Genomic DNA, 20080 nt, shown 5'->3' with positions numbered 1-20080 from the left:
CTTCGGCGACAAGACTGTGGCCCGTAGGCCCCTTGGGAGGCACGGCACCTTACTCCTTACTGCGCGGCCAGGTGCGCGGGGCCTTCATCCGCTAGATCAGAGGGGGTTTCTCCAATCGCTCGTGGATGGCCTGCTCAAGGGCGGGAAGGCTGGACCGGCCGGCCCGCGCGAGATCGCGGGCGGCGCGGCCCAGCTCCGCGTCGGCGCTGATGAGGGCCAGCCCGCCGACGAATTGCGCCACGTAGGGAAGATGGGCCTCTCCGGGCCGGTGGATGAGCCGCCTGGCCTGACGAAGATCGTCACGAAACGTCAGCTGATCGGGTGCTTGGCCGCAGTGGGCGCTGGCGGAGGGCACAGGCCGGTCGGTCGGCGCAGGCCCCGTGACCGGTGCGACTTTGACAACCGAAACGCCCCGGTCTGCCGTTGCTTGGCGCGTGGTCTGCGCGGTTCCGGGGATCCGGCCGCTTGTCCGAGATGCCGCGTCGGGAAGGGCGGCAGGTGCCGTGCCTGGCGCTCGTCCGGTTGCAGGATACGTGCCATGCCGCGCGGAGATGCTTTCGACGATCGGATCACCCCGCTCCAGCGCGGTGAAGCGGCAGGCGGCGGCGCTTTCGGGTGGCAGGCTGTTGCGCAGGATCCGCTGGAAGGCGGCGAGGGAGCCGAAGGGCTTGGCCACGAAGCCATCCGCGCCGCCGATCAGCGCCTCCTTCATGCGGGTGTCGTCGCCGCTGGTGGCGATGATGGCGGGGCAGGTGGGCTGCTGGCGCAGCTCTGCCACCAGGTCGAGGCCGGATCCGTCGGGCAGGCCGATGTCCACGATGACCAGCGCCGGCCGGTATGTCGCGAGATGCCGCCGTGCGGATTTCAGGCAATCGGCGCGCCTGACCCGTATGCCGCTGGCCTGGCAAAGCCGGCGGATCGCGTCCGAGGCGCAGCGGCTGTCTTCGACCAGAAGGATCGTGACGCTGTGGGGCAGGGCCCCCGGCGGGTGCGGAGCGGGGCGCACCAAACGCTCCCCGTCGGCACCAACCGCTTTGTCACCCGGGCATTCCCCCGAGCGTTCCGGCGTGTGCCCGTCTCCAGCCGCTCCATACGTGCCCTTCGCCGGACCCGTCCATTCAATGACCTTCGCCGTCATGTCTGCCCCCGTTATCCCATTGCCAAGTCCCGATCAGAACCGAGTCGGCTTACCATCCGGTGAATGCTCGAACGCGCCGCGGGGCCTCGGGAAGGGGGCGGTGACGCCACGGCTCGTGCAGGCGTGCGCGGATGCGCCCCTTGCGCCCGGGCGCGGCGGCGAACATAACTCGGGCATTGCGAAAAGGAGTTCTGGCATGATCGGACGTCTCAACCACGTCGCCATCGCCGTCCCGGACCTTGAGGCCGCGGCGGCGCAGTATCGCGGCGTTCTTGGGGCCGAGGTCGGCCCGCCCCAGGCCGAGCCCGATCACGGCGTGACGGTGGTCTTCATCACCCTTCCCAACACCAAGATCGAGCTTCTGCATCCGCTGGGCGAGGGCAGCCCCATCGCGGGCTTTCTGGAAAAGAACCCTGCCGGTGGCATCCACCACATCTGCTACGAGGTCGAGGATATCCGTGCGGCCGCCGCCCGGCTGACGGAAAGCGGGGCGCGGGTGCTGGGTTCGGGCGAGCCGAAGATCGGCGCCCATGGCAAGCCGGTGCTGTTCCTGCATCCCAAGGATTTCAACGGCACGCTTGTCGAACTTGAGGAGGTCTGAGCCATGTCCATCACCTCATCCATCGTCCTGTTGGCGGTCCTGTGGTTCCTGTCGCTGCTGATCCTGCTGCCCATCCGTTTCAAAAGCCAGGGAGACGCGGGCGACGTCACCCCCGGCACCCCGGCCTCGGCCCCGGCGCAGCCCCATGTGAAGCGCAGCTTCATCCTGGCGACCATCGTGTCGGTGCCGCTGTGGCTGCTGCTGATGGGGGTGATCCTGTCGGGCGTGATCGGCTTGGAGGATTTCGACCTTTTCCACCGCTTCGGACCCTCGGCCGACGATCCGTTCTGATCGATCCGACGGCGGCCGCCGGGCTTAACCCCGGCGGCGCGCGTCGCGCTGTTCCAGCATGTGGAAGAGGTGGGTGAAGCTTGCCGCTCCCAGGATCGGCACCAACAGGTTGACCACCGGAACCGTCAGCGGCACCGCCATCAGCGCGCCGGCAAGCCATATCGTGCCCGTGTGGCGGCGACGGGCCCGGCGGGCGCCTTCGCGGCCAAGCCTGCGGATCGCCACCATCTGGTAATACTCCCGCCCCAGCAAGAAGCCGTTCACCGCCCAGAAGACGAAGGGCGCCGCCGGCGCCAGCAGCAGGTAGATCACCAGCGCCACGAGGTTCACCGCGATCAGCACCCCCAGGAACGACAGCGCGTCGCGCAGCCCCTCAAGCATGCCGATGCGGCGGGCGGGTTCCAGTTCGGGGTAGTGACGAGCCTCGACCGCGTCGGCCACGTCGTCGAGGAACAGGCCGGTAAAGGCCGCCGCCACCGGCACCATCAGAAAGACCGACAGCGCCAGCATCAGCAACACGCCCGCGACCGAGGCGATGTTGTCGATCCAGGTGATCTCGCCGATCCAGGGCAGGGTGAAGCTGTCGGGGGTCAGCCATTCGATGCCACCGACGAACAGCACCGTTGCCCCGGCCAGCAGCGCCAGCGTCAGGCCAAGGCCCAGCAGCAGCGTCCGGCGGAAGGGCCGGTCGCCAAGCTGCGCCAGGGCGCGGGCAAATGCGGTGAAGATCATTCCTCGACCCAGGTGACCTTGGCGTCCAGGTTCGGGCGCGGACGCTCGGGCGGGGCGACGGTCTCGGTGCCGATATGGATGAAGCCTGCGACGTATTCCTCTTCGGCCAGGCCCAGCCCCTCGGTCATGAAGCGCCGGTCATGGCTGGCCCAGCCGGTCAGCCAGTTGGCGCCCCAGCCCGCCGCCAGCGCGGCGTTGAGCAGCGAGAGGCACACGGCACCGGCAGACAGGGTCTGCTCGATCGCCGGGACCTTGTCCGAGGGCACGGGGCAGGCGATGACGGCGACAACCACCTCGGCGGTGGCGAACTGAGCTTCCATCTTGGCGATCTGATCGGGGCCGAGGCCGGAGTCGGGGCCAATCCCGGCCACCAGTTCCGCAAGCCGCACCAGGGCCGGCTTGGTCAGCACCATGAAACGCCAAGGCTCCAGCTTGCCGTGATCGGGGGTGCGCGCGGCGGCGGTCAGCAGCGGCAGCAGCTCGGCCCGCGAAGGGCCGGGGGCGCGCAGGGTCTTCGCGGGGCGCGACCGGCGGGTCATCAGGAAATGCAGGGCGGCGGAATCGGGCTGGGGCATCGGCGTCCTTTGCTTTGTCTTGGCAGGACCCGCGCGCGTGCCGGCGGGGCCCTGCACCGAGATCGTGGTTTCAGGCGCCGGGGTCAAGGGCGCGGGAGCGCGGGGCGGGGCGGAGGCGGGCGCGCCCCTCAGAAGAAATGCGCCCGCAGCTCGTCGATATGGGCATCAAGGAAGCGCCGGGTCGCGCCCCGGGGCTGGCGGGCGGCGAACATGTCGGCCAGCGGGTCGGGGGCGCGGATGGCGCTGCCCGACATCTCGGCCAGGACTGCATGGCCGCAGAAGGGCACGTAGGCCTCGGAATAGCCGCCCTCGTGGACCAGGGTCAGCCGCCCCGCACACAGCAGATCGGCCGCCTCGACCATCCGCTCGGTCATGGCGCGGAAGGTCTCGGCGGTGCAAAGCATCCGGCCCAGCGGATCCACCGCCGCCGCGTCGAAGCCGCAGGCGACGATGATCGCGTCGGGCTGGAACCTTTCGAGGGCGGGGATCACCAGATGGTCCATGGCCGCCATGTAGGTGGCATGGCCCGATCCGGCGGGCAGGGGGATGTTCATGTTGAACCCTTCGCCCCGGCCGGCACCGATGTCGGCCGCGTCGCCGGTGTCGATCGGGTAGTTGCGGTCCTGGTGGACCGAGATCGTCAGCACGTCGTCCCGGTCGTAGAAGATCGCCTCGGTCCCGTTGCCGTGGTGCACGTCCCAGTCGACGACGGCGATACGCTCGGTCAGGCCCTCGGCCAGGGCGGCCTCGATCGCGATGGCGATATTGGCCAGCAGGCAGAACCCGTTGGGAAATTCCGGCAGACAGTGATGACCTGGCGGGCGCGAGAGGGCGTAGGCGTTGTCATGCTGGCCGCGCAGGACCGAGAAAAGCGCGCTGCGGGCCAGACCGGCCGAGAGGGCCGCGATGTCGAACCCGCCCTTGGCGAAGGGCGTGCGCAACCCCAGCTCGCCGCCGATATCGTTCGACAGGGCGCGGAAGCGATTCAGGAAGTCGCGGGGGTGGACGCGGGCCAGTTCCTCCTCGGTGGCGGCCTGGCCGTGGCGGACATCCAGCTCGGCCATCAGCCCCGTCACCTCGACCAGGTTCTTCAGGCGCCGCTTGGTCTCGGGGTTCTCGGGCAGGCCCCCCATCGAGGGCTGCACCAGCCCGCCGCCGGGTCCGCCCACCTGCATGGTGAAGGCGTAGTTGCCGCCGCTGTGCCAGAAGCACAGCTCATCATAGAAGAAACCGGTTTTCATTGGCCCATGCTCCTGCTCGCACGTGGTGTTCGGCCGACGCTCTACAGGGCCGGCCCCGGGCGCGATGAAACCGCCTCGGGGGCGGTTTGTCACGCCCTCTCAGCGCGATTGGTCGCCACTGCCGGGCGACAGCCGATAGACCCCTTCGGGCAGGTCCAGGGCCGCACCCAGGTCGCGCAGCATCTGCATCGACAGGGTGACCTTCTGGATCCGGTCGGTGCGCGGATCCAGCTGTTCGATCGTGACCACGTCGTCGAAGGCGTTGATGGTCACGTCCTCCTGGAGATGAGTGGCGTTCTCATCCATCAGGGTGACGACCGTCGCGTCGAATTCATGCTCGATTGTAAACATGGGATCAGTCTATGGGGCGGCGCGCGGGATGGGAAGCACCAAGGCGGGGCAAACTATTGAACGCGCTGCGCAACCAAACGGCACCTGCGGGCGTTGGGCGGACGTCGGGGTGCGCGAAAGCCCCGCAGGAAGCGGCCTGGCCCCGGCCTGGCGCTTCCCCCGCAAAGAGGACCGGCCGGCGTCCGGCCACCGCCAACAGACGGAGACAGATTTCATGCGCGTTCTACCCCTCGTGGCCCTGATGGCCCTGACTGCCTGCGAAGTGACCACCGTGGCCCCCCGGGGCGATGGCGGCGTCGGAGGCGGTGCCACCGCCACGACAACCCCCGACCGCATCTCGCCGCGCACGGCGGTCAACAATTTCGTCGCCGTCGTCCAGCAGGTGGAGCCTGTAGCCGAGCGCGAGTGCCGCCAGCGCAACCGCCGCCTCAACTGCGACTTCGCGATCCTCGTGGACGATCGCCCGGGCCAGCCCGCCAACGCCTATCAGACCGTGGACAAGGACGGCCGTCCGGTCGTGGTCTTCACGCTGGCGCTGATCGGGGATGCGCGCAACCGCGACGAGCTGGCCTTCGTGCTGGGCCACGAGACGGCACACCACATCGCCGGTCACCTGCCGCGCCAGCAGACCAACGCCCAGACCGGCGCCATCCTGGGTGGCATCCTGGCCTCGGTCGCCGGGGCCAGCGACGGGGTGATCCGCACCGCCCAGCAGATCGGCGCCACCGTGGGCACCCGCCGCTATTCCAAGGATCTGGAGCTTGAGGCCGACGAATTGGGCACGATCATCACCGCGCGGGCGGGCTATGACCCGGTCAAGGGGGCCGAGTTCTTCACCCGCATCCCCGATCCCGGCGACCGCTTCCTGGGCAGCCACCCGGCGAACTCCCAGCGGATCGAGACCGTGCGCCGGACCGCCGCCGGCCTCTGATCGCCTCATGTTCGGGCCGGGGCGCTTTCGTCCTGCCATTCCAAGGCGTCGCCCCAAGGGCGGCGCCTTTTTCCTGCGTATCCTCGCCGAGCTGCCATGCGCCAAGTTGCGCCGATGGTGCGCGGTGAGGTCACGAAGGCAGGAACAGCATGCCGGGGATGCCGGTTGGTCCTTCACCGATACAAGCCAAGGAGGACGACATGTCTACCCAAGAGCGAATTGCGGACCCGCTGGTTTCGACCAGCAACGTCAACGGCACCCGCGTCTTCAGCCGCACGGGCGAAGAGCTGGGTCATATCGACCATCTGATGATCGACAAGAAATCCGGCAAGGTGGCCTATGCCGTGATGCATTTCGGCGGCTTCCTGGGCATGGGCGAGGAAGCCCACCCCGTGCCGTGGAACAAACTGAACTACGACACCCAGCGTGACGGTTTCGTCACCGACATCACCCGCGAACAGATCGAGGGCGCACCACGCCGGCCCGACGACTGGCAGCGCGACCGCCGTTGGGAAGAGCAGACGTTCACCCACTGGGGCGTGCCGCCCTACTGGATCTAATCCAGGCGAGGCTGCCAGAGGCTCTGCCCACAATGCAAAGGCCCGCCGCGTTCTCCGCGGCGGGCCTTGTCATGTCCGCGTGGGTCGGAAACCCGGGCCGGATCAGCGGTCGCGACCACCGCCATTGCCGCCGCCGTTGCCGTTACCACCGCCGTGGCCGCTGTCGTCGCTGCGATCCTCCGCCTCCTCGGCATCGTCGCTGCCGTGACCACCGCGGCCGCGATCGTCAGACCGGTCCGAGGCGTTGCCCCGGCCCGAATTGTCCTCACCCCGCTTGCCGCCGCGGTTTTCCGCACCGCGATTGTCGTCGCGATGCCCGCGCTCACCCTTCGGATCGTCGGAGGAGCGGACCTCGTCCAGGGTCACCACCCCGTCGCCGTCCTTGTCGAATTTGGCAAGGGCGACCTGGGCGCGGGCTCCGAAGACATGCTTCATCTCCTCGGGCTCCAGAACGCCGTTGTCGTTGGTGTCGATCTCGCCAAACGAGATGCCGCCATCGCCGCTGCCGCCGCCGGCCTCGGTTTGGCTGATCGACCCGTCGCCATCTGCGTCATACTGGGCAAAGCTGCCCTCGGGGGCGTCGGGAAAGGCGGTCGAGAACTCGGCCGCATCGACGCTGCCGCTGCCATCGGCATCCAGCTCCGAGAAGGTGACGGCCATGGCCGAGGTGGAGGCAAGCGCAAGGCCAATACCGGAGAGGACGAAGGTTTTCACGCGGGTCATGGGAATGGGTATCCTTGGATGTTCTTCATATCGGGGGCCATGGTGCACGAGATCTTGGCGTAAAAAGGACCCTCGGGGAGAAATCTACCGGCAGGGCCCTTGTCCCTCAACGCCGGTCAGCGCCGGTGTCTGCCGGGGCGGCGGCTGTTCGCCGATCCTTGCTCACCTGGGATCAGGGGCCGGGGTCCTCGACCGGATCCTCGCCAGCGTCGCCCCGCGTCTCGGCCTCGGCCCAGGCCAGGGTCTCGTCATCGACTTCGGCCATGACGGTCAGGATGACCGGAAGCTCATAGGGATGATGACGCCGCAACAGCGCCGCCAGGGCGGGGGCGCAGGCCGGCGTCGTCTTGCAATGCAGTTCGGTCTCGGTTTCCGTCTCGACCGTACCCTGCCAGTGAAACAGGCTCTGGACCGGACCCGCCAGGCTGACACAGGCCGTCAGCCGCGCCTCCAGCGCCCGGCGTGCCAGCGCCCGGGCCGAGCCGACGTCGGGGCAGGTGACGGTGACAAGCGCAAGGCGGGGCATGGGCATCCTCTCGGCAGGGGGGCTCAGCTTACCAGCCGGCCCCAAAGATCATATTCCCCGGCCTCGTCCACCTCGACCGTGACGATGTCGCCGGGGGACAGGTCCTGAAACCCTTCGTCGATGAAGAGGTTGCCGTCGATCTCGGGGGCGTCGGCCTTGGTGCGGCAGGTGGCGGCGTCGGCGTCGACCTCGTCCACGATCACCTCGATCCGGCGGCCTACCTTGGCGGCCAGCTTGGCCTCGGAGATGGCTTGCGCCTTTTCCATGAACCGGTCCCAACGCTCTTGCTTGATCTCGGCGGGGACATGGTCGGGCAGATCGTTCGAACGCGCACCGGCGACGTTTTCGTATTGGAAGCAGCCGACGCGATCCAGCTGCGCCTCGTCCAGCCAGTCCAGCAGGGTCTGGAATTCGGCCTCGGTCTCGCCGGGATAGCCGACGATGAAGGTCGACCGCAGGGCGATGTCCGGGCAACTCGCCCGCCATGCCGCGATCTCGTCCAGCGTCTTCGATCCGGCGGCAGGTCGCGCCATGCGCTTCAGCGTGTCGGGGTGGGCATGCTGAAAGGGTATGTCGAGGTAAGGCAGCACCAGCCCCTCGGCCATCAGCGGGATGAGGTCGCGCACATGCGGGTAGGGGTAGACGTAATGCAACCGCACCCAGGCACCCAAGCTGCCCATCTCGCGGGCCAGATCGGTGATGTGGCTGCGCACGTCGCGGCCCTGCCATTCGTGCCGGTCATGGCGTCGGTCCAGCCCATAGGCCGAGGTGTCCTGACTGATGACCAGCAACTCCTTCACCCCGGCGTCGACCAGCCGCTCGGCCTCGCGCAGCACGGCGTTGACGGGGCGCGACACCAGCCGCCCGCGCATGTCGGGGATGATGCAGAAACGGCATTTGTGGTTACAGCCCTCGGATATCTTCAGATAGCTGTAGTGGCGCGGTGTCAGGTTGACGCCACGGGCGGGCAGCAGATCGACGAAGGGGTCGGGGGCGGGAGGCACCGCGCGGTGGACCGCATCCAGCACCTGTTCGTATTGATGCGGGCCGGTGACGGCCAGAACGTTGGGATGACGGCCGGTGATATACTCGGGCTCGGCGCCCAGACAGCCGGTGACGATGACGCGGCCATTCTCGGTCAGGGCCTCGCCGATGGCCTCCAGCGACTCGGCCTTGGCGCTGTCGAGAAAGCCGCAGGTATTGACGATGACCGCCTCGGCCCCCGCGTAATCGGGCGAGATCGCGTAGCCCTCGGCCCGCAGGCGGGTCAGGATGCGCTCGCTGTCGACCAGGGCCTTGGGACAGCCAAGGCTGACCATGCCGATCCGGGGCTGGTGGGGGCGCGGGGCGCTTTCGGCGATATCAATGCGGGCACGGGGCGCAAGATCGGGGCGCAGTTCTGGCGGGTTCTGACTCATGGCGCCGCTATACTGCAAAGCCGCGGCCGGGGGAAACGCTATCCTGAGGGCAGGGACCGCGCCCTCGGGGCCACAGCACGGGCGCGCAAACGCAACATTGCGCAATTATATTCCTCACGCCGCATATAAAACTGTATGGTCAATCTGTCGCAGGCCGGGAGGGGCCGTCGACGAGGGCCCCGGGCCGCCAGCCACGCAGGCGGATCGCGCCGCGGAGCCCTGAAAACACAAGGCCGCCCGCCGACGGGGCGGTCGCAGAAGGCGCAGTCCGCCCGCGCGGGCGCGCCCTAACGGGAGGAGACATATATGAGAATCACCAAGGGCAGATTCGGTCCCGGACTTGCCGTCCTGGCCATCTGGAGCAGCCTGGCGGGAACGGCCGCCGCGACCGAGGGGTATTTCGCCCTGGGCTATGGCCCCTCGCAGCGTGCGATCGGCGGCGCGGGCGTCGCTTACGGGTTCGAGGCCATGTCGGCCGCCGTCAACCCCGCCGGTGTCGCCGGCATCGGCCACGAGCTTCAATTCGGACTGGAGATCTTCGCGCCGACCCGCAGCTACACGGGCACAGGCACCGGCTTTGTCCCCTCGGGCAAGGTCGAAAGCGGCAACGACATCTTTCCGATCCCCAACTTCGCCTACAACCTGCCGCTGGCCAATGGCGCGGTCTTCAACCTGGCGGCCTATGGCAACGGCGGGCTGAACACCGACTATCCCACCGGGCTGGGCGGTTGCGGCTCGGTCTATTGCGGTGGCGAGGCGGGGGTGGACCTGGCACAGCTTTTCATCGCGGCCACCTACGCCCAGAAGACCGGCGCCATCAGCTGGGGCATCTCGCCGACACTGGCGGTGCAGCGGTTCAAGGCCAAGGGCCTGTCGAACTACGCCGGCATCTCGACCAACGGCGCCAAGCTGACCGACAACGGCTATGACATGTCCTACGGCTTCGGCCTGCGGCTGGGGGCCGAGGTCGAGGTCTCTCCGACCCTGACCTTCGGCGTCTCGGGCCAGACCAAGATGTACATGTCCAAGTTCGAGAAATACGCGGGCCTCTTCGAGGACGGGGGCGATTTCGACATTCCCGCCTCGATCTCGGCGGGCGTGGCGTGGAAGGCGACGCCGACCCTGACCGTGGTCGCCGATTACCAGCGGATCTACTACAGCGGCGTCGGCGCGGTGGGCAACGCCACCAACGCAGGCGCGCTGGGCGCCAAGGGCGGCGCGGGCTTCGGCTGGGACGATGTCAACGTCTACAAGATCGGCGCCGAGTGGAAACAGTCCGAGATGATGACCTGGCGGGCAGGCTATGCCCATGCCACCAACCCGATCGGCCCCGAGGACGTGACCCTGAACATCCTGGCCCCCGGCGTGGTCGAGGATCACGTGACCGCCGGCGGCTCGATGCGGCTGAACGGGCGCGACACGCTGGACTTCTCGGTGGTCTACGCGCTGCCCAACTCCACCTCCGGCCCCGAGACCACCCCCGGCGGCCCCACCGGCGGCACCATCAAGCTGGAGATGCACCAGCTGAGCGCCAGCATCGGCTGGACCCGCCGGTTCTGAGTGCTAAAGAGACCCGCCCTGGAGACGGGGCGGGTTATTTTTTGGGAGAGCGATTGCTCGTCAACTATCCCTACCTTGCAGTCCGGCACCCCCGGCCACTTTCAATAAATTATAATCCGTCGCCTTGGAAGCTCAGCGCGAATAGCACTGATGAGCCACTCACTCGAACTGGCCTCGAATTTAAACTTACTATAGTTTGAGGTAAGATGTGACCGCGCAGCGGGAGTGAAGAATGAAACGTGGCGTTATGTTGCCTCCTATCGGGACAAAGAAAGAGCGGGGAGGATCCAGCTTTTTCACGGTGGGGGATGGGCCATTCTTAGACTCTGCCCCAGCGGCGGTATTATATTGGGATAAGATTTACGCGCCAGTAGCTATCAGAGGTATGTCGCCGCTCTATGACGCAGCAGTTGATAGGTTGGTTCAACTCGGTGTTGCGGAAAGCTTTGATCTGAAGGCTGAGAACTCTTTTTCGCAATCTGATATTCCCCCCATGATATCCCGTTATGCGGACAGGCTCCGTGATCTTGATTCCAGGGGCGCTGAGACGTGGTCAGTGATGCCTCTGATTCCTGACCGCAAAGCTACGCTCGCGGCGCAGTCCTCCTCGTTCTTGCCCCAGTCACGCAGAACCGCTGCATCGATTGAAGTGCAGTTAAAGGACGCACTTCCTGTGCCGAGTCGCGATGTTCCTTACGAGGATCTCTTAGAGTTCAAGGCTCATAGGAATAGCGAGATCCAACGGCTGCACGCTGAACTAAGCCAAGTCGCATCGCGATACGTAGGCCTAATGGACGACGAAACAGCTCTTAAAATGGCCTTGCACGACGTCAGTTCCGCGGTTTCTGACTTGCAGCGCGTTTACCAAGAAACATGGGTGCAAAAGTTCTCCCGAAGTCTGACCTCTGCGTTCGCTCTTGATGGGGTGCTCCCAGGTGGAGTAATGTTTATGGCGGGAGTGCCGATTGATAAGGCATTTGTGGCAGGTGCCGGGGTGGCGATCGCGAGATCCGCGGTGTCTTCCACCTTGACCGTCAAACACAAATTCCATCCGTATTCATATGCGCTAGAGGTGAGCGCACTCTAACTAATTGCTTACTGCATGTGTAGGTACGAAGTCGGAGCGGGCTGTGCAAAAATCTCAGACAATCTAATGGCGATTGCTGAGATTCGCACTTCCGCCTAGCAAAAAAAACACCCGCCGGTTTCCCGACGGGTGTTTCTGATTTCACCGCCCCGAGGGGCAGGCCGATCCTACCGCCGGCGGTCGCGGCGGCTGGACATGGGTTGGAAGGCGACGCCGACATGGGCCTCGCAATAGGGTTTGCCGGATTGCACGGGCAGGCCGCAGAACCAGAAATCCTCGGTCGCGGGGTCGCCGACGGGCCATTTGCAGGTGCGCTCGGTCAGCTCCATCAGGTGCAGCTTCTTCGATTTCTTCTCGACCTCGCGCACCGTGGCTAGGGCCTCGGGGCTGATCTCGTTGGCCGAGGGCTGGGGCGGCAGGGGCTGGCCGGCGGGCACGATGGGCTTGCGCAGGGGTGTGGCGGGCTTGGGCGCGGGCTCTGCCTCGGCGGGTTCGGCGGCGGCGGGCTGGGGCTTGGCGGCCTCTCCCTTCGCGGCGCGGGGGCGCGGGGCCTCCTTGGCGGGGGCCGCGGTCGCGGTTTCCTTGGCGGCGGCCGCGGGCTTGGCATTGCCACCGGCCCCGGCCCGGTTCGAGAGACCCAGGCGGTGCACCTTGCCGATTACCGCGTTGCGGGTGACGCCGCCCAGTTCCTTGGCGATCTGCGAGGCCGATTTGCCCTCGCCCCACATGGTCTTGAGTGTCTCGACACGCTTTTCCGTCCAGGACATCGCATGGCCTCGCTGTTCATGATCGGGCACAGATAACGGGTCTTGATCCGCGTTACCAGAGGCAGCCGACTTGGAGAGTTCCGATTTGCGCCTATTCTATCTTCTGGATACGGGGATACAAGAACCCGCGGGGCGCCCGGCGTCCCCATGGCGATGATTGGCAGAAAAGGGGTGCCCATGGCACAGGACACGATGGGCGCGCGCCGCTTCGGACGCATCAACTGGCTGGGCACCTGGACGCTGGCCCAGCGTGAAACCCGGCGCTTCCTGTCGGTCGCCTCGCAGACGCTGATCGCCCCGATCATCACGGCGGCGCTTTTCCTGCTGGTCTTCAGCGTGGCGATCGGGCCGCGCCGGGGCGACGTGATGGGTGTGTCCTTCATCGAGTTCCTGGCACCCGGCATCCTGATGATGACGGTGATCCAGAACGCATTCGCCAATACCTCGTCCTCGATCGTGATCGCCAAGGTGCAGGGCAACATCGTCGACACGCTGATGCCGCCCCTGTCGGCCGGAGAGCTTGTCACCGGCTACGTCGCCGGCGCGGTGGGGCGCGGGCTGATGGTGGCGGCGGCGATCTGGCTGCTGATGGCGTTGGCGCTGGGGGTGGGGATGGTCCACCCGGTCTGGGCGCTGGTTTACGTGCTGCTGGGCTCGACCATGCTGGGCGGGCTGGGGATCGTGGCCGCGATCTTCGCCAACAAGTTCGACCAGATGGCGGCGATCACCAATTTCATCATCACGCCGCTGAGCTTTTTGTCCGGCACGTTCTACTCGATCACCTCGCTGCCGCCGGTGATGGAGACGATCACCCGTTTCAACCCGTTCTTCTACCTGATCGACGGGCTGCGCTTCGGGGTGATCGGGGTCTCGGACAGCTCTCCCTGGCTGGGGCTGGCGGTCTGTGCCGCCACCACCGGCGCGGTGCTGGGCCTGTGCTGGTACTGGTTCCGCATCGGCTACCGGATGAAGCCCTGAGCCCTGCGCTGATTGACTAGCGCCGCCGCTTCGGGCATTTCAGGGCTTTCGCTTTTGCCAAGGACCTCTGCGATGATCCCGTCCGTGCTTCCGACCTACAACCGTGCCCCTCTGGCTTTCGTCAAGGGTGAGGGCAGCTGGCTGATCGAGGCGGACGGGACGCGATACCTGGACCTGGGCGCAGGGATCGCCGTCAACGCCCTTGGCCACGCCAACCCCGAGCTGGTCGAGGCGCTGACCGCGCAGGCCGGCGCGCTGTGGCATGTCTCGAACCTCTACCAGATCCCGGCCCAGCAGGCGCTGGCCGACGCGCTGGTGGCGGCAAGCTTTGCCGATACCGTTTTCTTCACCAACTCGGGCACCGAGGCGTGCGAGCTGGCGGTCAAGATGGCGCGCAAGCATTTCCATGACGCGGGCCAGCCCGAGCGGGTCGAGATCCTGACATTCGAGGGGGCGTTCCATGGTCGTTCCTCGGCGGGGATCGCCGCCGCCGGGTCCGAGAAGATGACCAAGGGCTTCGGCCCCCTGCTGCCCGGCTTCCGGCAGCTTCCCTTCGGCGATCACGACGCCCTGCGCGCCGCCGTCACCGACAAGACCGCCGCCATTCTGGTCGAGCCCATTCAGGGCGAGGGCGGCATCCGCGCGTTGCCCGATGTCTGCCTGAAGGGGATGCGCGATCTGTGCGACGAGCATGGTCTGCTGCTGATCTTCGACGAGGTGCAATGTGGCATGGGCCGGACCGGGCGTCTCTTCGCCCATGAATGGGCCGGCATTGCCCCCGATATCATGATGGTCGCCAAGGGCATCGGCGGGGGCTTTCCGCTGGGTGCGGTGCTGGCGACCGAGGCCGCGGCCTCGGGCATGATCGCGGGCACCCACGGGTCGACCTATGGCGGCAACCCGCTGGCTTGTGCCGTTGGCGGCAAGGTGATGGAGATCGTCTCGGATCCCGATTTCCTGGCCAAGGTGAACCGCAAGGCGGGGCTGCTGCGCCAGAAGCTGGAGGCGCTGGTCGCCGAGCATGACGACATCTTCGACGGCGTGCGCGGCTCGGGCCTGATGCTGGGGCTGCATTGCGTGGTCGAGAACAGCCGCGTCGTCTCGGCCGGTTATGCCGAGCATGTGCTGACCGTGCCCGCGGCCGACAACGTGCTGCGGCTGCTGCCCGCGCTCAACATCACCGACGAGGAGATCGCCGAGGCGGTCGCCCGCCTCGATCGCGCCGCAAGCCGTCTGAAGGCGGACCGCGCCGCCTGATCCGCTTCCCGTCACTCACCGGCCCGGGGGCAGGTCCCTCGGTTGCCGTTCCATCCGATTCCGACGCCAGAAAGTTTTCCCATGCCGCATTTCCTCGACATTCACAAAACCGACGCCGACGCGCTGCACCGGATGCTGGATCAGGCGCGCAGCATGAAGGACGCGCGGCGCACGTTTCCCAAGGCGGTCCCCGACGAGGGCAAGCCGCTGGACGGTCGCATGATCGCGCTGATCTTCGAGAAACCCTCGACCCGGACCCGCGTCAGCTTTGACGTGGGCGTGCGCCAGCTGGGCGGCCAATCGATGGTGCTGTCGGGCGCGGACATGCAGCTGGGTCATGGCGAGTCGATCGCCGACACGGCGCGGGTCCTGTCGCGCTATGTCGATGCGATCATGATCCGGACGTTCGAGGAGACGACGCTGGAGGAGTTGGCCGAGCATGCAACCGTGCCGGTCATCAATGGCCTGACCAACCGCACCCACCCCTGCCAGATCATGGCCGACCTGATGACCTACGAAGAGCATCGGGGCCCGATCAAGGGGCGCCGGGTGGTCTGGGCGGGGGACGGCAACAACGTCTGCGCCTCGTTCCTGCACGCCGCCGGGCAGATGGGCTTCGACTTCACCTTCACTGGTCCCGAAGTGCTGGATCCAGAGCAGGTCTTCGTCGACTACGCCCGCTCGAAGGGGTCGGACGTGCGGATCGAACGCGACCCCCGGGTCGCGGTCGAGGGGGCCGACCTGGTGGTGACGGATACCTGGGTCTCGATGCACGACAGCCAGACCGCGCGGGAGCGGCGCCACAACCTGCTGCGCCCCTTCCAGGTGGACGAGGATCTGATGGCGCGGGCGGCACCCGATGCGCTTTTCATGCATTGCCTGCCCGCCCACCGCGAGGAAGAGGTCACCAGCACCGTGATGGACGGCCCCCAGTCGGTGATCTTCGACGAGGCCGAGAACCGCCTGCACGCCCAGAAGGCGGTGCTGCGCTACTGCCTCGGGGTCTGAGGCGCAGTTTAGTCTAAGGGGGCAGGGGGCTCGCCCCGGCCGACAGCAGCCCCCAGCGCAGCCCCCCTTGCACCGCCCCGGGCGCGGCCTAGTCTTCAATGCGTGGCCGGCACCTCCGTGCCGGTGCAGCAGGAGAGGCGCGCATGTCCGCATCTAGCAAAGCATCGCTTGGCAGCGTGGTGCCGGGGCAGAATCCGGACACCGAACAGGCCCGGGACCAGGGCGTCGCGCCGTCCTACGGGCTGATCGGCCTGGGAACCATGGGATCGAACCTGGCGCTGAACATCGCCGCCAGCGGCTTTCCCCTGGTCGTTCAGAACCGCACCCACGCCCGGACCGAGGAGTTCCTGGCCGATGCGGGGCCCCTGGAAGACAAGCTTGCCGGGGCCGAAACCCCCAATCAACTGGTCGCCGCCCTCCAGCCGCCGCGCGCGATCATCCTGATGGTGCCCGCCGGCGCCCCGGTAGATCAGCAGATCGCGGCCCTCGCGCCGCTGCTGTCGCCCGGCGACATGATCATCGACGCCGGCAACGCCGATTTCAACGACACCCGCCGGCGCGCGACCGAACTGGCCGAGGCGGGGCTGGTGCACGTCGGCATGGGTGTGTCAGGCGGGGCCGAGGGCGCGCGCCACGGCCCCTCGATCATGGTCGGCACGACGCCCGAGGCCTGGCAGGCGATCCGCCCGATGGTCAACGCCATCGCCGCCCGCTTCCGGGGCGATCCCTGCGCCGACCGGCTGGGCGGCGACGGGGCGGGCCATTTCGTCAAGACCGTCCACAACGGCATCGAATATGCCGACATGCAGCTTATCGCCGAGGTCTGGGGACTTCTGCGCGACGGCAACGGCGCCGCCCCCGCCGAGGCGGGGCGGCTTTTCGGCGAATGGAACAAGGGGCCGCTTTCCTCCTACCTGGTCGAGATCACGGCGACCGTCCTTGGCACCGAGGATCCGGCCAGCGGCCGCCCGATGGTCGAGCTGATCCTGGACCGCGCCGGCCAGAAGGGCACCGGGCGCTGGACCCTGATCGAGGCGCTCAAGCTGGGCCAATCCGCCACGACGATCGAGGCGGCCGTCGCGGCAAGGGCGGTGTCGGCCCAGCGGGAATTGCGGCTGGAAGCCTCGACGCGTTTCGATGCGCCGGGCGACGGCGCCACGCCCTTCGACGAGGACGACCTGGAGGCCGCCCTGCTGGCGGCCAAGATCATGGCCTATGCGCAAGGGTTCATCCTGCTGGCCGAGGCGCGGCGCGCCTTTGACTGGGACATGAAGCTGTCGCGTGTGGCCGAGATCTGGCGCGCGGGCTGCATCATCCGCTCGGCCCTTCTCGACGGGATGGCCGAGGCGCTGTCGGGCAAGGGCCCCGCCCATGACAACCTGCTGCTGGCACCCAGCTTTGCCAAGATGGTCGGCCGCACGGTTCCCGCCTTGCGCCGCGTGGTCTGCCAGGCGGCGACCCAGGGCCTGCCGGTGCCGGCGCTTTCGGCCGCGCTGGGCTATTTCGACGGGATCCGCCAGGCGCGCGGCACCGCCGACCTGATCCAGGCACAGCGGGATTTCTTCGGCGAACACGGGTTCGAGCGGATCGACCGCGACGGCCAGCACCACGGCCCCTGGTAGAAAGCGGGCGGCAAAGCGCCGGGCCTTACGACTTGCGCGGATTCGCGCGGCTGGTGGGGGCGGCGGTGGTGGGATCCTCGGGCCAGGGGTGGCGCGGATAACGCCCGCGCATGTCCTTGCGCACGTCGGCATAGCTGTTGGTCCAGAACCCCGGCAGGTCCATCGTCACCTGCACCGGGCGCCGGGCCGGCGACAGCAGCGCGATCCGCAGTGGCCGGCGATCCGGCCCCACGGTGGGATGCCGCGTCAGGCCGAACATCTCCTGCAGTCGGACCTCGATGGTGGGGACCTCGTCCTCGTAATCGATGGGGACCGAACGGCCGAGCGGCGTCGTGAACCCCGCCGGCGCCAGCCGGTCCAGCCGTTGCAGCCGGTCCCACCCCAGCCATTGGCGCAGCGGCTCCAGCAGATCGAGCGCGCGCAGGTCGGCCAGGCTGCGGCAGCCGCCCAGATGCGGCAGAAGCCACTCGGCCGCCCGCTCAAGAAGGCCCGCGTCGGTCACATCGGGCATGTCGTCATCGCCCCCCTGGCGCAGAAGCTCGACCCGCCGACGCAGGCGCTGGACGGCGGGGGAAGGGGCCAGGGCGGTCGCGAGGCCCAGGTCGCGCACCCCGTCCAGCGCGGCGGCGGCGACGGCCTCGGGCGGGGCGGTCTTCCAGGCGCGATCCTCCAGCACCAGTGCGCCCATCGTCACCTGCTCGCGCGCCTCGACGCGGCGGTCGCGACGGGACCAGCGGCACAGACGGCCGGTCCCGATGCGGTCGGCATGCACCTCGCGCAGCTCAGCCTCGGTCAGGGGGGCGGCCAGGCGGATGCGGGCCTCGCGCGTGTCACCGTCGAGGTCCAGCGCCACCAGCAGGCGGCTGGGGCCAAGCGGATCGCCGGCGTCCATCACCGCGCCCTTGCCGTTCGACAGGATCCAGCGCGGCTCATCCCCGGGCCGGCGCAGGCCGATGCGGTCGGGAAAGGCCAGCGCGGCCAGCGCGCCGGGACTGGTCGCGCCCGTGTCGGCCATGCCGCCCTTGGCCGCCCCGCCCGCCAAGCGACGTTCCAAACGCTTTGCCTCGGCACGGATGCGGGCGACGGCGGCGCGGTTGGCCTCGCGGCCCTCCCCGTTGTCCTTTCCGCCGCCGGCCCGATCCCCCGCCAGGATCGCCAACCGAAGGGCGACATCCACCGGTGCCCCCCGCAGGATGTCCCGGTCGCCCAAAAGGGCCGCCAGTCGCGCCGCCACGGGCCGGGCCGCGGGGGCGGCAAGACACATCATGTGCGCCAGTCGGGGGTGCATGGGCATCCGCGCCAGCCGCTTGCCATGGGCGGTGATGGTGGCCCCCTCCGGCTCCTCCTCCTCGGCCCTTTTGCCGGCCCCGCCCCCTGAGCCGGCGGGCACCGCGATCGCGCCCAGGTCGCGCAGCAGCCGCCGGGCGCTGGCCATCGGGCCGGCAGGCGGCGGGGTCAGGAAGGACAAAGCCTCGGGCGGGGCGCCCCATTCGGCCAGGTCGAGGGCAAGGCCGGTCAGGTCGCCGGCCTCGATCTCGGCGGGCGGAAAGGCGGGCAGGGCGCCTTCCTCCCCCTTCGTCCAAAGGCGGTAGCAGGTGCCCGGCGCGACCCGGCCGGCGCGGCCCCGGCGCTGGTCGGCCTCGGCCCGGGTCACAGGTTCGGTCACCAGCCGCGACATGCCCGAGCCCGGATCGAACCGGGCGCGGCGCGACAGGCCGCCGTCGACCACCACGCGAATGCCGTCGATGGTCAGCGAGGTTTCGGCGATGGCGGTGGAAAGCACGACCTTGCGAGCCCCTTCCAGCGGCGCGATGGCCGCGCGCTGTTCGGCGGCGGGCAGGGCACCGTAAAGCGGCAGGATCCGGCAGTTGCCCGGCAACACCCCCGCCAGTGCCGAGGCGGCGCGCCGGATCTCGGCCTCTCCCGGCAGGAATACAAGGATGCCGCCCTCGGTCTCCTGCGCGGCGCGGCTGACCGTGGCGATCAGCGCGGTATCGCGGGGCCGGGGGCCGCGCACCCCGCGCCCCCGCATGGCAGCGGCAGAGGGGATCGGCCGATCCAGCCAGCGGGTCTCGACCGGGTAGGCGCGGCCGCTGCTGGTGATGACCGGCGCACCACCCATCAACTCGGCCACCGGGGCCGCGTCCAGCGTCGCCGACATCACCAGCAACGTCAGATCCTCGCGCAGGGCGCCCCGGATCTCGAGGGCGAGGGCAAGGCCCAGGTCGGCGTTGAGCGAACGTTCGTGAAACTCGTCAAAGATCACGGCCGCGACGCCCCCAAGCTCGGGGTCGGACTGGATCATCCGGGTCAGGATACCCTCGGTCACAACCTCGATGCGGGTTTCGGGGCCGGTGCGGGCCTCGCCGCGGATGCGGTAGCCGACGGTCTGGCCCACCGGCTCCCCCAAGATATCGGCCATGCGTTCGGCCGCGGCGATGGCGGCAAGGCGGCGCGGCTCCAGCATCAGGATGCGGCCGGCCCGCGCCTGGCCGCGCATCGCGTCCAGCAGGGCGAGCGGCACCCGCGTGGTCTTGCCTGCGCCCGGCGGGGCCTGCAACACGGCCTGACCCTGGCCTGCCAGGGCGGCAAGCAGATCATCAAGGCAATCGTCGATGGGAAGGGGCTGGGGCGCGGTCATGGCCGCTGTCTAGCACGCGCCGCGCGGGGGCCGGAAGCCATGGGCTTGCGGAAGGGGGCCGCCGTTGGTGGCG

Annotated in this window: 20 protein-coding genes; 10 read left to right on the top strand and 10 right to left on the bottom strand. The window is 68.1% G+C overall.

The features are described 5' to 3' along the window. Window positions 1-91: 91 nt before the first annotated feature. Window positions 92-1006, bottom strand: coding sequence for a response regulator transcription factor (locus CLV77_RS11645; protein ID WP_233128098.1), 915 nt, complete (start codon window positions 1004-1006; stop codon window positions 92-94). A gap of 328 nt (window positions 1007-1334) precedes the next feature. Between CLV77_RS11645 and mce the strand changes: the two genes are divergently transcribed. Further along, window positions 1335-1739: a methylmalonyl-CoA epimerase gene (mce, locus tag CLV77_RS11640; protein ID WP_076980419.1), complete on the top strand. Its 405-nt coding sequence runs from the start codon at window positions 1335-1337 to the stop codon at window positions 1737-1739. A gap of 3 nt (window positions 1740-1742) precedes the next feature. Beyond that, window positions 1743-2030 (top strand): DUF1467 family protein, encoded by a 288-nt coding sequence (locus CLV77_RS11635; protein WP_076980420.1) that lies wholly within the window; start codon window positions 1743-1745, stop codon window positions 2028-2030. 24 nt (window positions 2031-2054) lie between these two features. Here the strand turns inward: CLV77_RS11635 and CLV77_RS11630 are convergent, their stop codons facing one another. The 4 genes from CLV77_RS11630 to CLV77_RS11615 form a co-directional block, all read right to left on the bottom strand. Continuing rightward, entirely contained in the window at window positions 2055-2762 is a 708-nt protein-coding gene (locus CLV77_RS11630; RefSeq protein WP_076980421.1) for an EI24 domain-containing protein, read from the bottom strand. After that, a complete protein-coding gene (locus CLV77_RS11625; protein WP_076980422.1) occupies window positions 2759-3337 on the bottom strand; it encodes a nitroreductase family protein in 579 nt (192 codons plus the stop codon). Before CLV77_RS11625 ends, CLV77_RS11630 begins: the two co-directional genes overlap by 4 nt. A 128-nt stretch (window positions 3338-3465) precedes the next feature. Continuing rightward, a complete protein-coding gene (locus tag CLV77_RS11620; RefSeq protein ID WP_076980423.1) occupies window positions 3466-4578 on the bottom strand; it encodes a class II histone deacetylase in 1113 nt (370 codons plus the stop codon). Window positions 4579-4677: 99 nt separating this feature from the next. Beyond that, on the bottom strand, window positions 4678-4929 hold the full coding sequence (locus CLV77_RS11615) for a hypothetical protein (RefSeq protein WP_076980424.1): 252 nt from the start codon (window positions 4927-4929) through the stop codon (window positions 4678-4680). A gap of 214 nt (window positions 4930-5143) precedes the next feature. On the opposite strand from CLV77_RS11615, the gene CLV77_RS11610 reads away from it, so the two are divergent. Both CLV77_RS11610 and CLV77_RS11605 read left to right on the top strand, forming a co-directional pair. Continuing rightward, window positions 5144-5860, top strand: a complete 717-nt coding sequence (locus CLV77_RS11610) for a M48 family metallopeptidase (RefSeq protein ID WP_076981152.1) — start codon at window positions 5144-5146, stop codon at window positions 5858-5860. A gap of 200 nt (window positions 5861-6060) precedes the next feature. Continuing rightward, window positions 6061-6420: a PRC-barrel domain-containing protein gene (locus CLV77_RS11605; protein WP_076980425.1), complete on the top strand. Its 360-nt coding sequence runs from the start codon at window positions 6061-6063 to the stop codon at window positions 6418-6420. A 102-nt stretch (window positions 6421-6522) separates the two neighbouring features. On the opposite strand, the gene CLV77_RS11600 is transcribed toward CLV77_RS11605, so the two are convergent. From CLV77_RS11600 to rimO, 3 genes are all read right to left on the bottom strand, one after another. Beyond that, the gene (locus tag CLV77_RS11600; RefSeq protein WP_076980426.1) at window positions 6523-7143 is read right to left on the bottom strand and encodes an EF-hand domain-containing protein; all 621 of its coding nucleotides are present in this window, start codon (window positions 7141-7143) and stop codon (window positions 6523-6525) included. Window positions 7144-7315: 172 nt separating this feature from the next. Further along, a complete protein-coding gene (cutA, locus tag CLV77_RS11595) occupies window positions 7316-7669 on the bottom strand; it encodes a divalent-cation tolerance protein CutA (protein ID WP_076980427.1) in 354 nt (117 codons plus the stop codon). A gap of 23 nt (window positions 7670-7692) precedes the next feature. Next, entirely contained in the window at window positions 7693-9087 is a 1395-nt protein-coding gene (gene rimO / locus CLV77_RS11590; RefSeq protein WP_076980428.1) for a 30S ribosomal protein S12 methylthiotransferase RimO, read from the bottom strand. A 306-nt stretch (window positions 9088-9393) separates the two neighbouring features. Here rimO and CLV77_RS11585 point away from each other — a divergent pair, with 306 nt between their 5' ends. Both CLV77_RS11585 and CLV77_RS16385 read left to right on the top strand, forming a co-directional pair. Continuing rightward, window positions 9394-10647, top strand: a complete 1254-nt coding sequence (locus CLV77_RS11585; protein WP_076980429.1) for an OmpP1/FadL family transporter — start codon at window positions 9394-9396, stop codon at window positions 10645-10647. Between the two features lie 232 nt (window positions 10648-10879). Continuing rightward, window positions 10880-11734 carry a DUF6236 family protein gene (locus CLV77_RS16385; protein ID WP_143815108.1) on the top strand — a complete coding sequence of 285 codons (855 nt, stop codon included), beginning with the start codon at window positions 10880-10882 and terminating at the stop codon, window positions 11732-11734. Window positions 11735-11901: 167 nt separating this feature from the next. Here the strand turns inward: CLV77_RS16385 and CLV77_RS11575 are convergent, their stop codons facing one another. Next, on the bottom strand, window positions 11902-12501 hold the full coding sequence (locus CLV77_RS11575; RefSeq protein ID WP_076980431.1) for a GcrA family cell cycle regulator: 600 nt from the start codon (window positions 12499-12501) through the stop codon (window positions 11902-11904). Between the two features lie 177 nt (window positions 12502-12678). On the opposite strand from CLV77_RS11575, the gene CLV77_RS11570 reads away from it, so the two are divergent. The 4 genes from CLV77_RS11570 to gndA all read left to right on the top strand — a co-directional run bounded on the left by CLV77_RS11570 (window position 12679) and on the right by gndA (window position 17366). Next, window positions 12679-13479 carry an ABC transporter permease gene (locus tag CLV77_RS11570; RefSeq protein ID WP_076980432.1) on the top strand — a complete coding sequence of 267 codons (801 nt, stop codon included), beginning with the start codon at window positions 12679-12681 and terminating at the stop codon, window positions 13477-13479. 72 nt (window positions 13480-13551) lie between these two features. After that, window positions 13552-14736, top strand: coding sequence for an aspartate aminotransferase family protein (locus CLV77_RS11565; protein WP_076980433.1), 1185 nt, complete (start codon window positions 13552-13554; stop codon window positions 14734-14736). Between the two features lie 81 nt (window positions 14737-14817). After that, the gene (argF, locus tag CLV77_RS11560) at window positions 14818-15744 is read left to right on the top strand and encodes an ornithine carbamoyltransferase (protein WP_076980434.1); all 927 of its coding nucleotides are present in this window, start codon (window positions 14818-14820) and stop codon (window positions 15742-15744) included. 143 nt (window positions 15745-15887) lie between these two features. Continuing rightward, window positions 15888-17366 carry an NADP-dependent phosphogluconate dehydrogenase gene (gene gndA, locus CLV77_RS11555; protein ID WP_083707821.1) on the top strand — a complete coding sequence of 493 codons (1479 nt, stop codon included), beginning with the start codon at window positions 15888-15890 and terminating at the stop codon, window positions 17364-17366. Between the two features lie 25 nt (window positions 17367-17391). Here gndA and hrpB read toward each other — a convergent pair whose 3' ends face one another. After that, the gene (gene hrpB, locus CLV77_RS11550) at window positions 17392-20007 is read right to left on the bottom strand and encodes an ATP-dependent helicase HrpB (protein WP_076980435.1); all 2616 of its coding nucleotides are present in this window, start codon (window positions 20005-20007) and stop codon (window positions 17392-17394) included. Between the last annotated feature and the right edge of the window lie 73 nt (window positions 20008-20080).

Source organism: Brevirhabdus pacifica (assembly GCF_002797755.1).
In the GTDB taxonomy this organism is placed as follows: Bacteria; Pseudomonadota; Alphaproteobacteria; order Rhodobacterales; family Rhodobacteraceae; genus Brevirhabdus; species Brevirhabdus pacifica.
This window is presented reverse-complemented; position numbering and strand designations above follow the sequence as displayed.

Excerpts from the sequence above, each read along its gene's own strand:
- mce (WP_076980419.1), top strand. The coding sequence starts at position 1,335 with ATGATCGGACGTCTCAACCACGTCGCCATCGCCGTCCCGGACCTTGAG.
- CLV77_RS11635 (WP_076980420.1), top strand. The coding sequence starts at position 1,743 with ATGTCCATCACCTCATCCATCGTCCTGTTGGCGGTCCTGTGGTTCCTG.
- CLV77_RS11630 (WP_076980421.1), bottom strand. The coding sequence starts at position 2,762 with ATGATCTTCACCGCATTTGCCCGCGCCCTGGCGCAGCTTGGCGACCGG.
- CLV77_RS11625 (WP_076980422.1), bottom strand. The coding sequence starts at position 3,337 with ATGCCCCAGCCCGATTCCGCCGCCCTGCATTTCCTGATGACCCGCCGG.
- CLV77_RS11620 (WP_076980423.1), bottom strand. The coding sequence starts at position 4,578 with ATGAAAACCGGTTTCTTCTATGATGAGCTGTGCTTCTGGCACAGCGGC.
- CLV77_RS11615 (WP_076980424.1), bottom strand. The coding sequence starts at position 4,929 with ATGTTTACAATCGAGCATGAATTCGACGCGACGGTCGTCACCCTGATG.
- CLV77_RS11610 (WP_076981152.1), top strand. The coding sequence starts at position 5,144 with ATGCGCGTTCTACCCCTCGTGGCCCTGATGGCCCTGACTGCCTGCGAA.
- CLV77_RS11605 (WP_076980425.1), top strand. The coding sequence starts at position 6,061 with ATGTCTACCCAAGAGCGAATTGCGGACCCGCTGGTTTCGACCAGCAAC.
- CLV77_RS11600 (WP_076980426.1), bottom strand. The coding sequence starts at position 7,143 with ATGACCCGCGTGAAAACCTTCGTCCTCTCCGGTATTGGCCTTGCGCTT.
- cutA (WP_076980427.1), bottom strand. The coding sequence starts at position 7,669 with ATGCCCCGCCTTGCGCTTGTCACCGTCACCTGCCCCGACGTCGGCTCG.
- rimO (WP_076980428.1), bottom strand. The coding sequence starts at position 9,087 with ATGAGTCAGAACCCGCCAGAACTGCGCCCCGATCTTGCGCCCCGTGCC.
- CLV77_RS11585 (WP_076980429.1), top strand. The coding sequence starts at position 9,394 with ATGAGAATCACCAAGGGCAGATTCGGTCCCGGACTTGCCGTCCTGGCC.
- CLV77_RS16385 (WP_143815108.1), top strand. The coding sequence starts at position 10,880 with ATGAAACGTGGCGTTATGTTGCCTCCTATCGGGACAAAGAAAGAGCGG.
- CLV77_RS11575 (WP_076980431.1), bottom strand. The coding sequence starts at position 12,501 with ATGTCCTGGACGGAAAAGCGTGTCGAGACACTCAAGACCATGTGGGGC.
- CLV77_RS11570 (WP_076980432.1), top strand. The coding sequence starts at position 12,679 with ATGGCACAGGACACGATGGGCGCGCGCCGCTTCGGACGCATCAACTGG.
- CLV77_RS11565 (WP_076980433.1), top strand. The coding sequence starts at position 13,552 with ATGATCCCGTCCGTGCTTCCGACCTACAACCGTGCCCCTCTGGCTTTC.
- argF (WP_076980434.1), top strand. The coding sequence starts at position 14,818 with ATGCCGCATTTCCTCGACATTCACAAAACCGACGCCGACGCGCTGCAC.
- gndA (WP_083707821.1), top strand. The coding sequence starts at position 15,888 with ATGTCCGCATCTAGCAAAGCATCGCTTGGCAGCGTGGTGCCGGGGCAG.
- hrpB (WP_076980435.1), bottom strand. The coding sequence starts at position 20,007 with ATGACCGCGCCCCAGCCCCTTCCCATCGACGATTGCCTTGATGATCTG.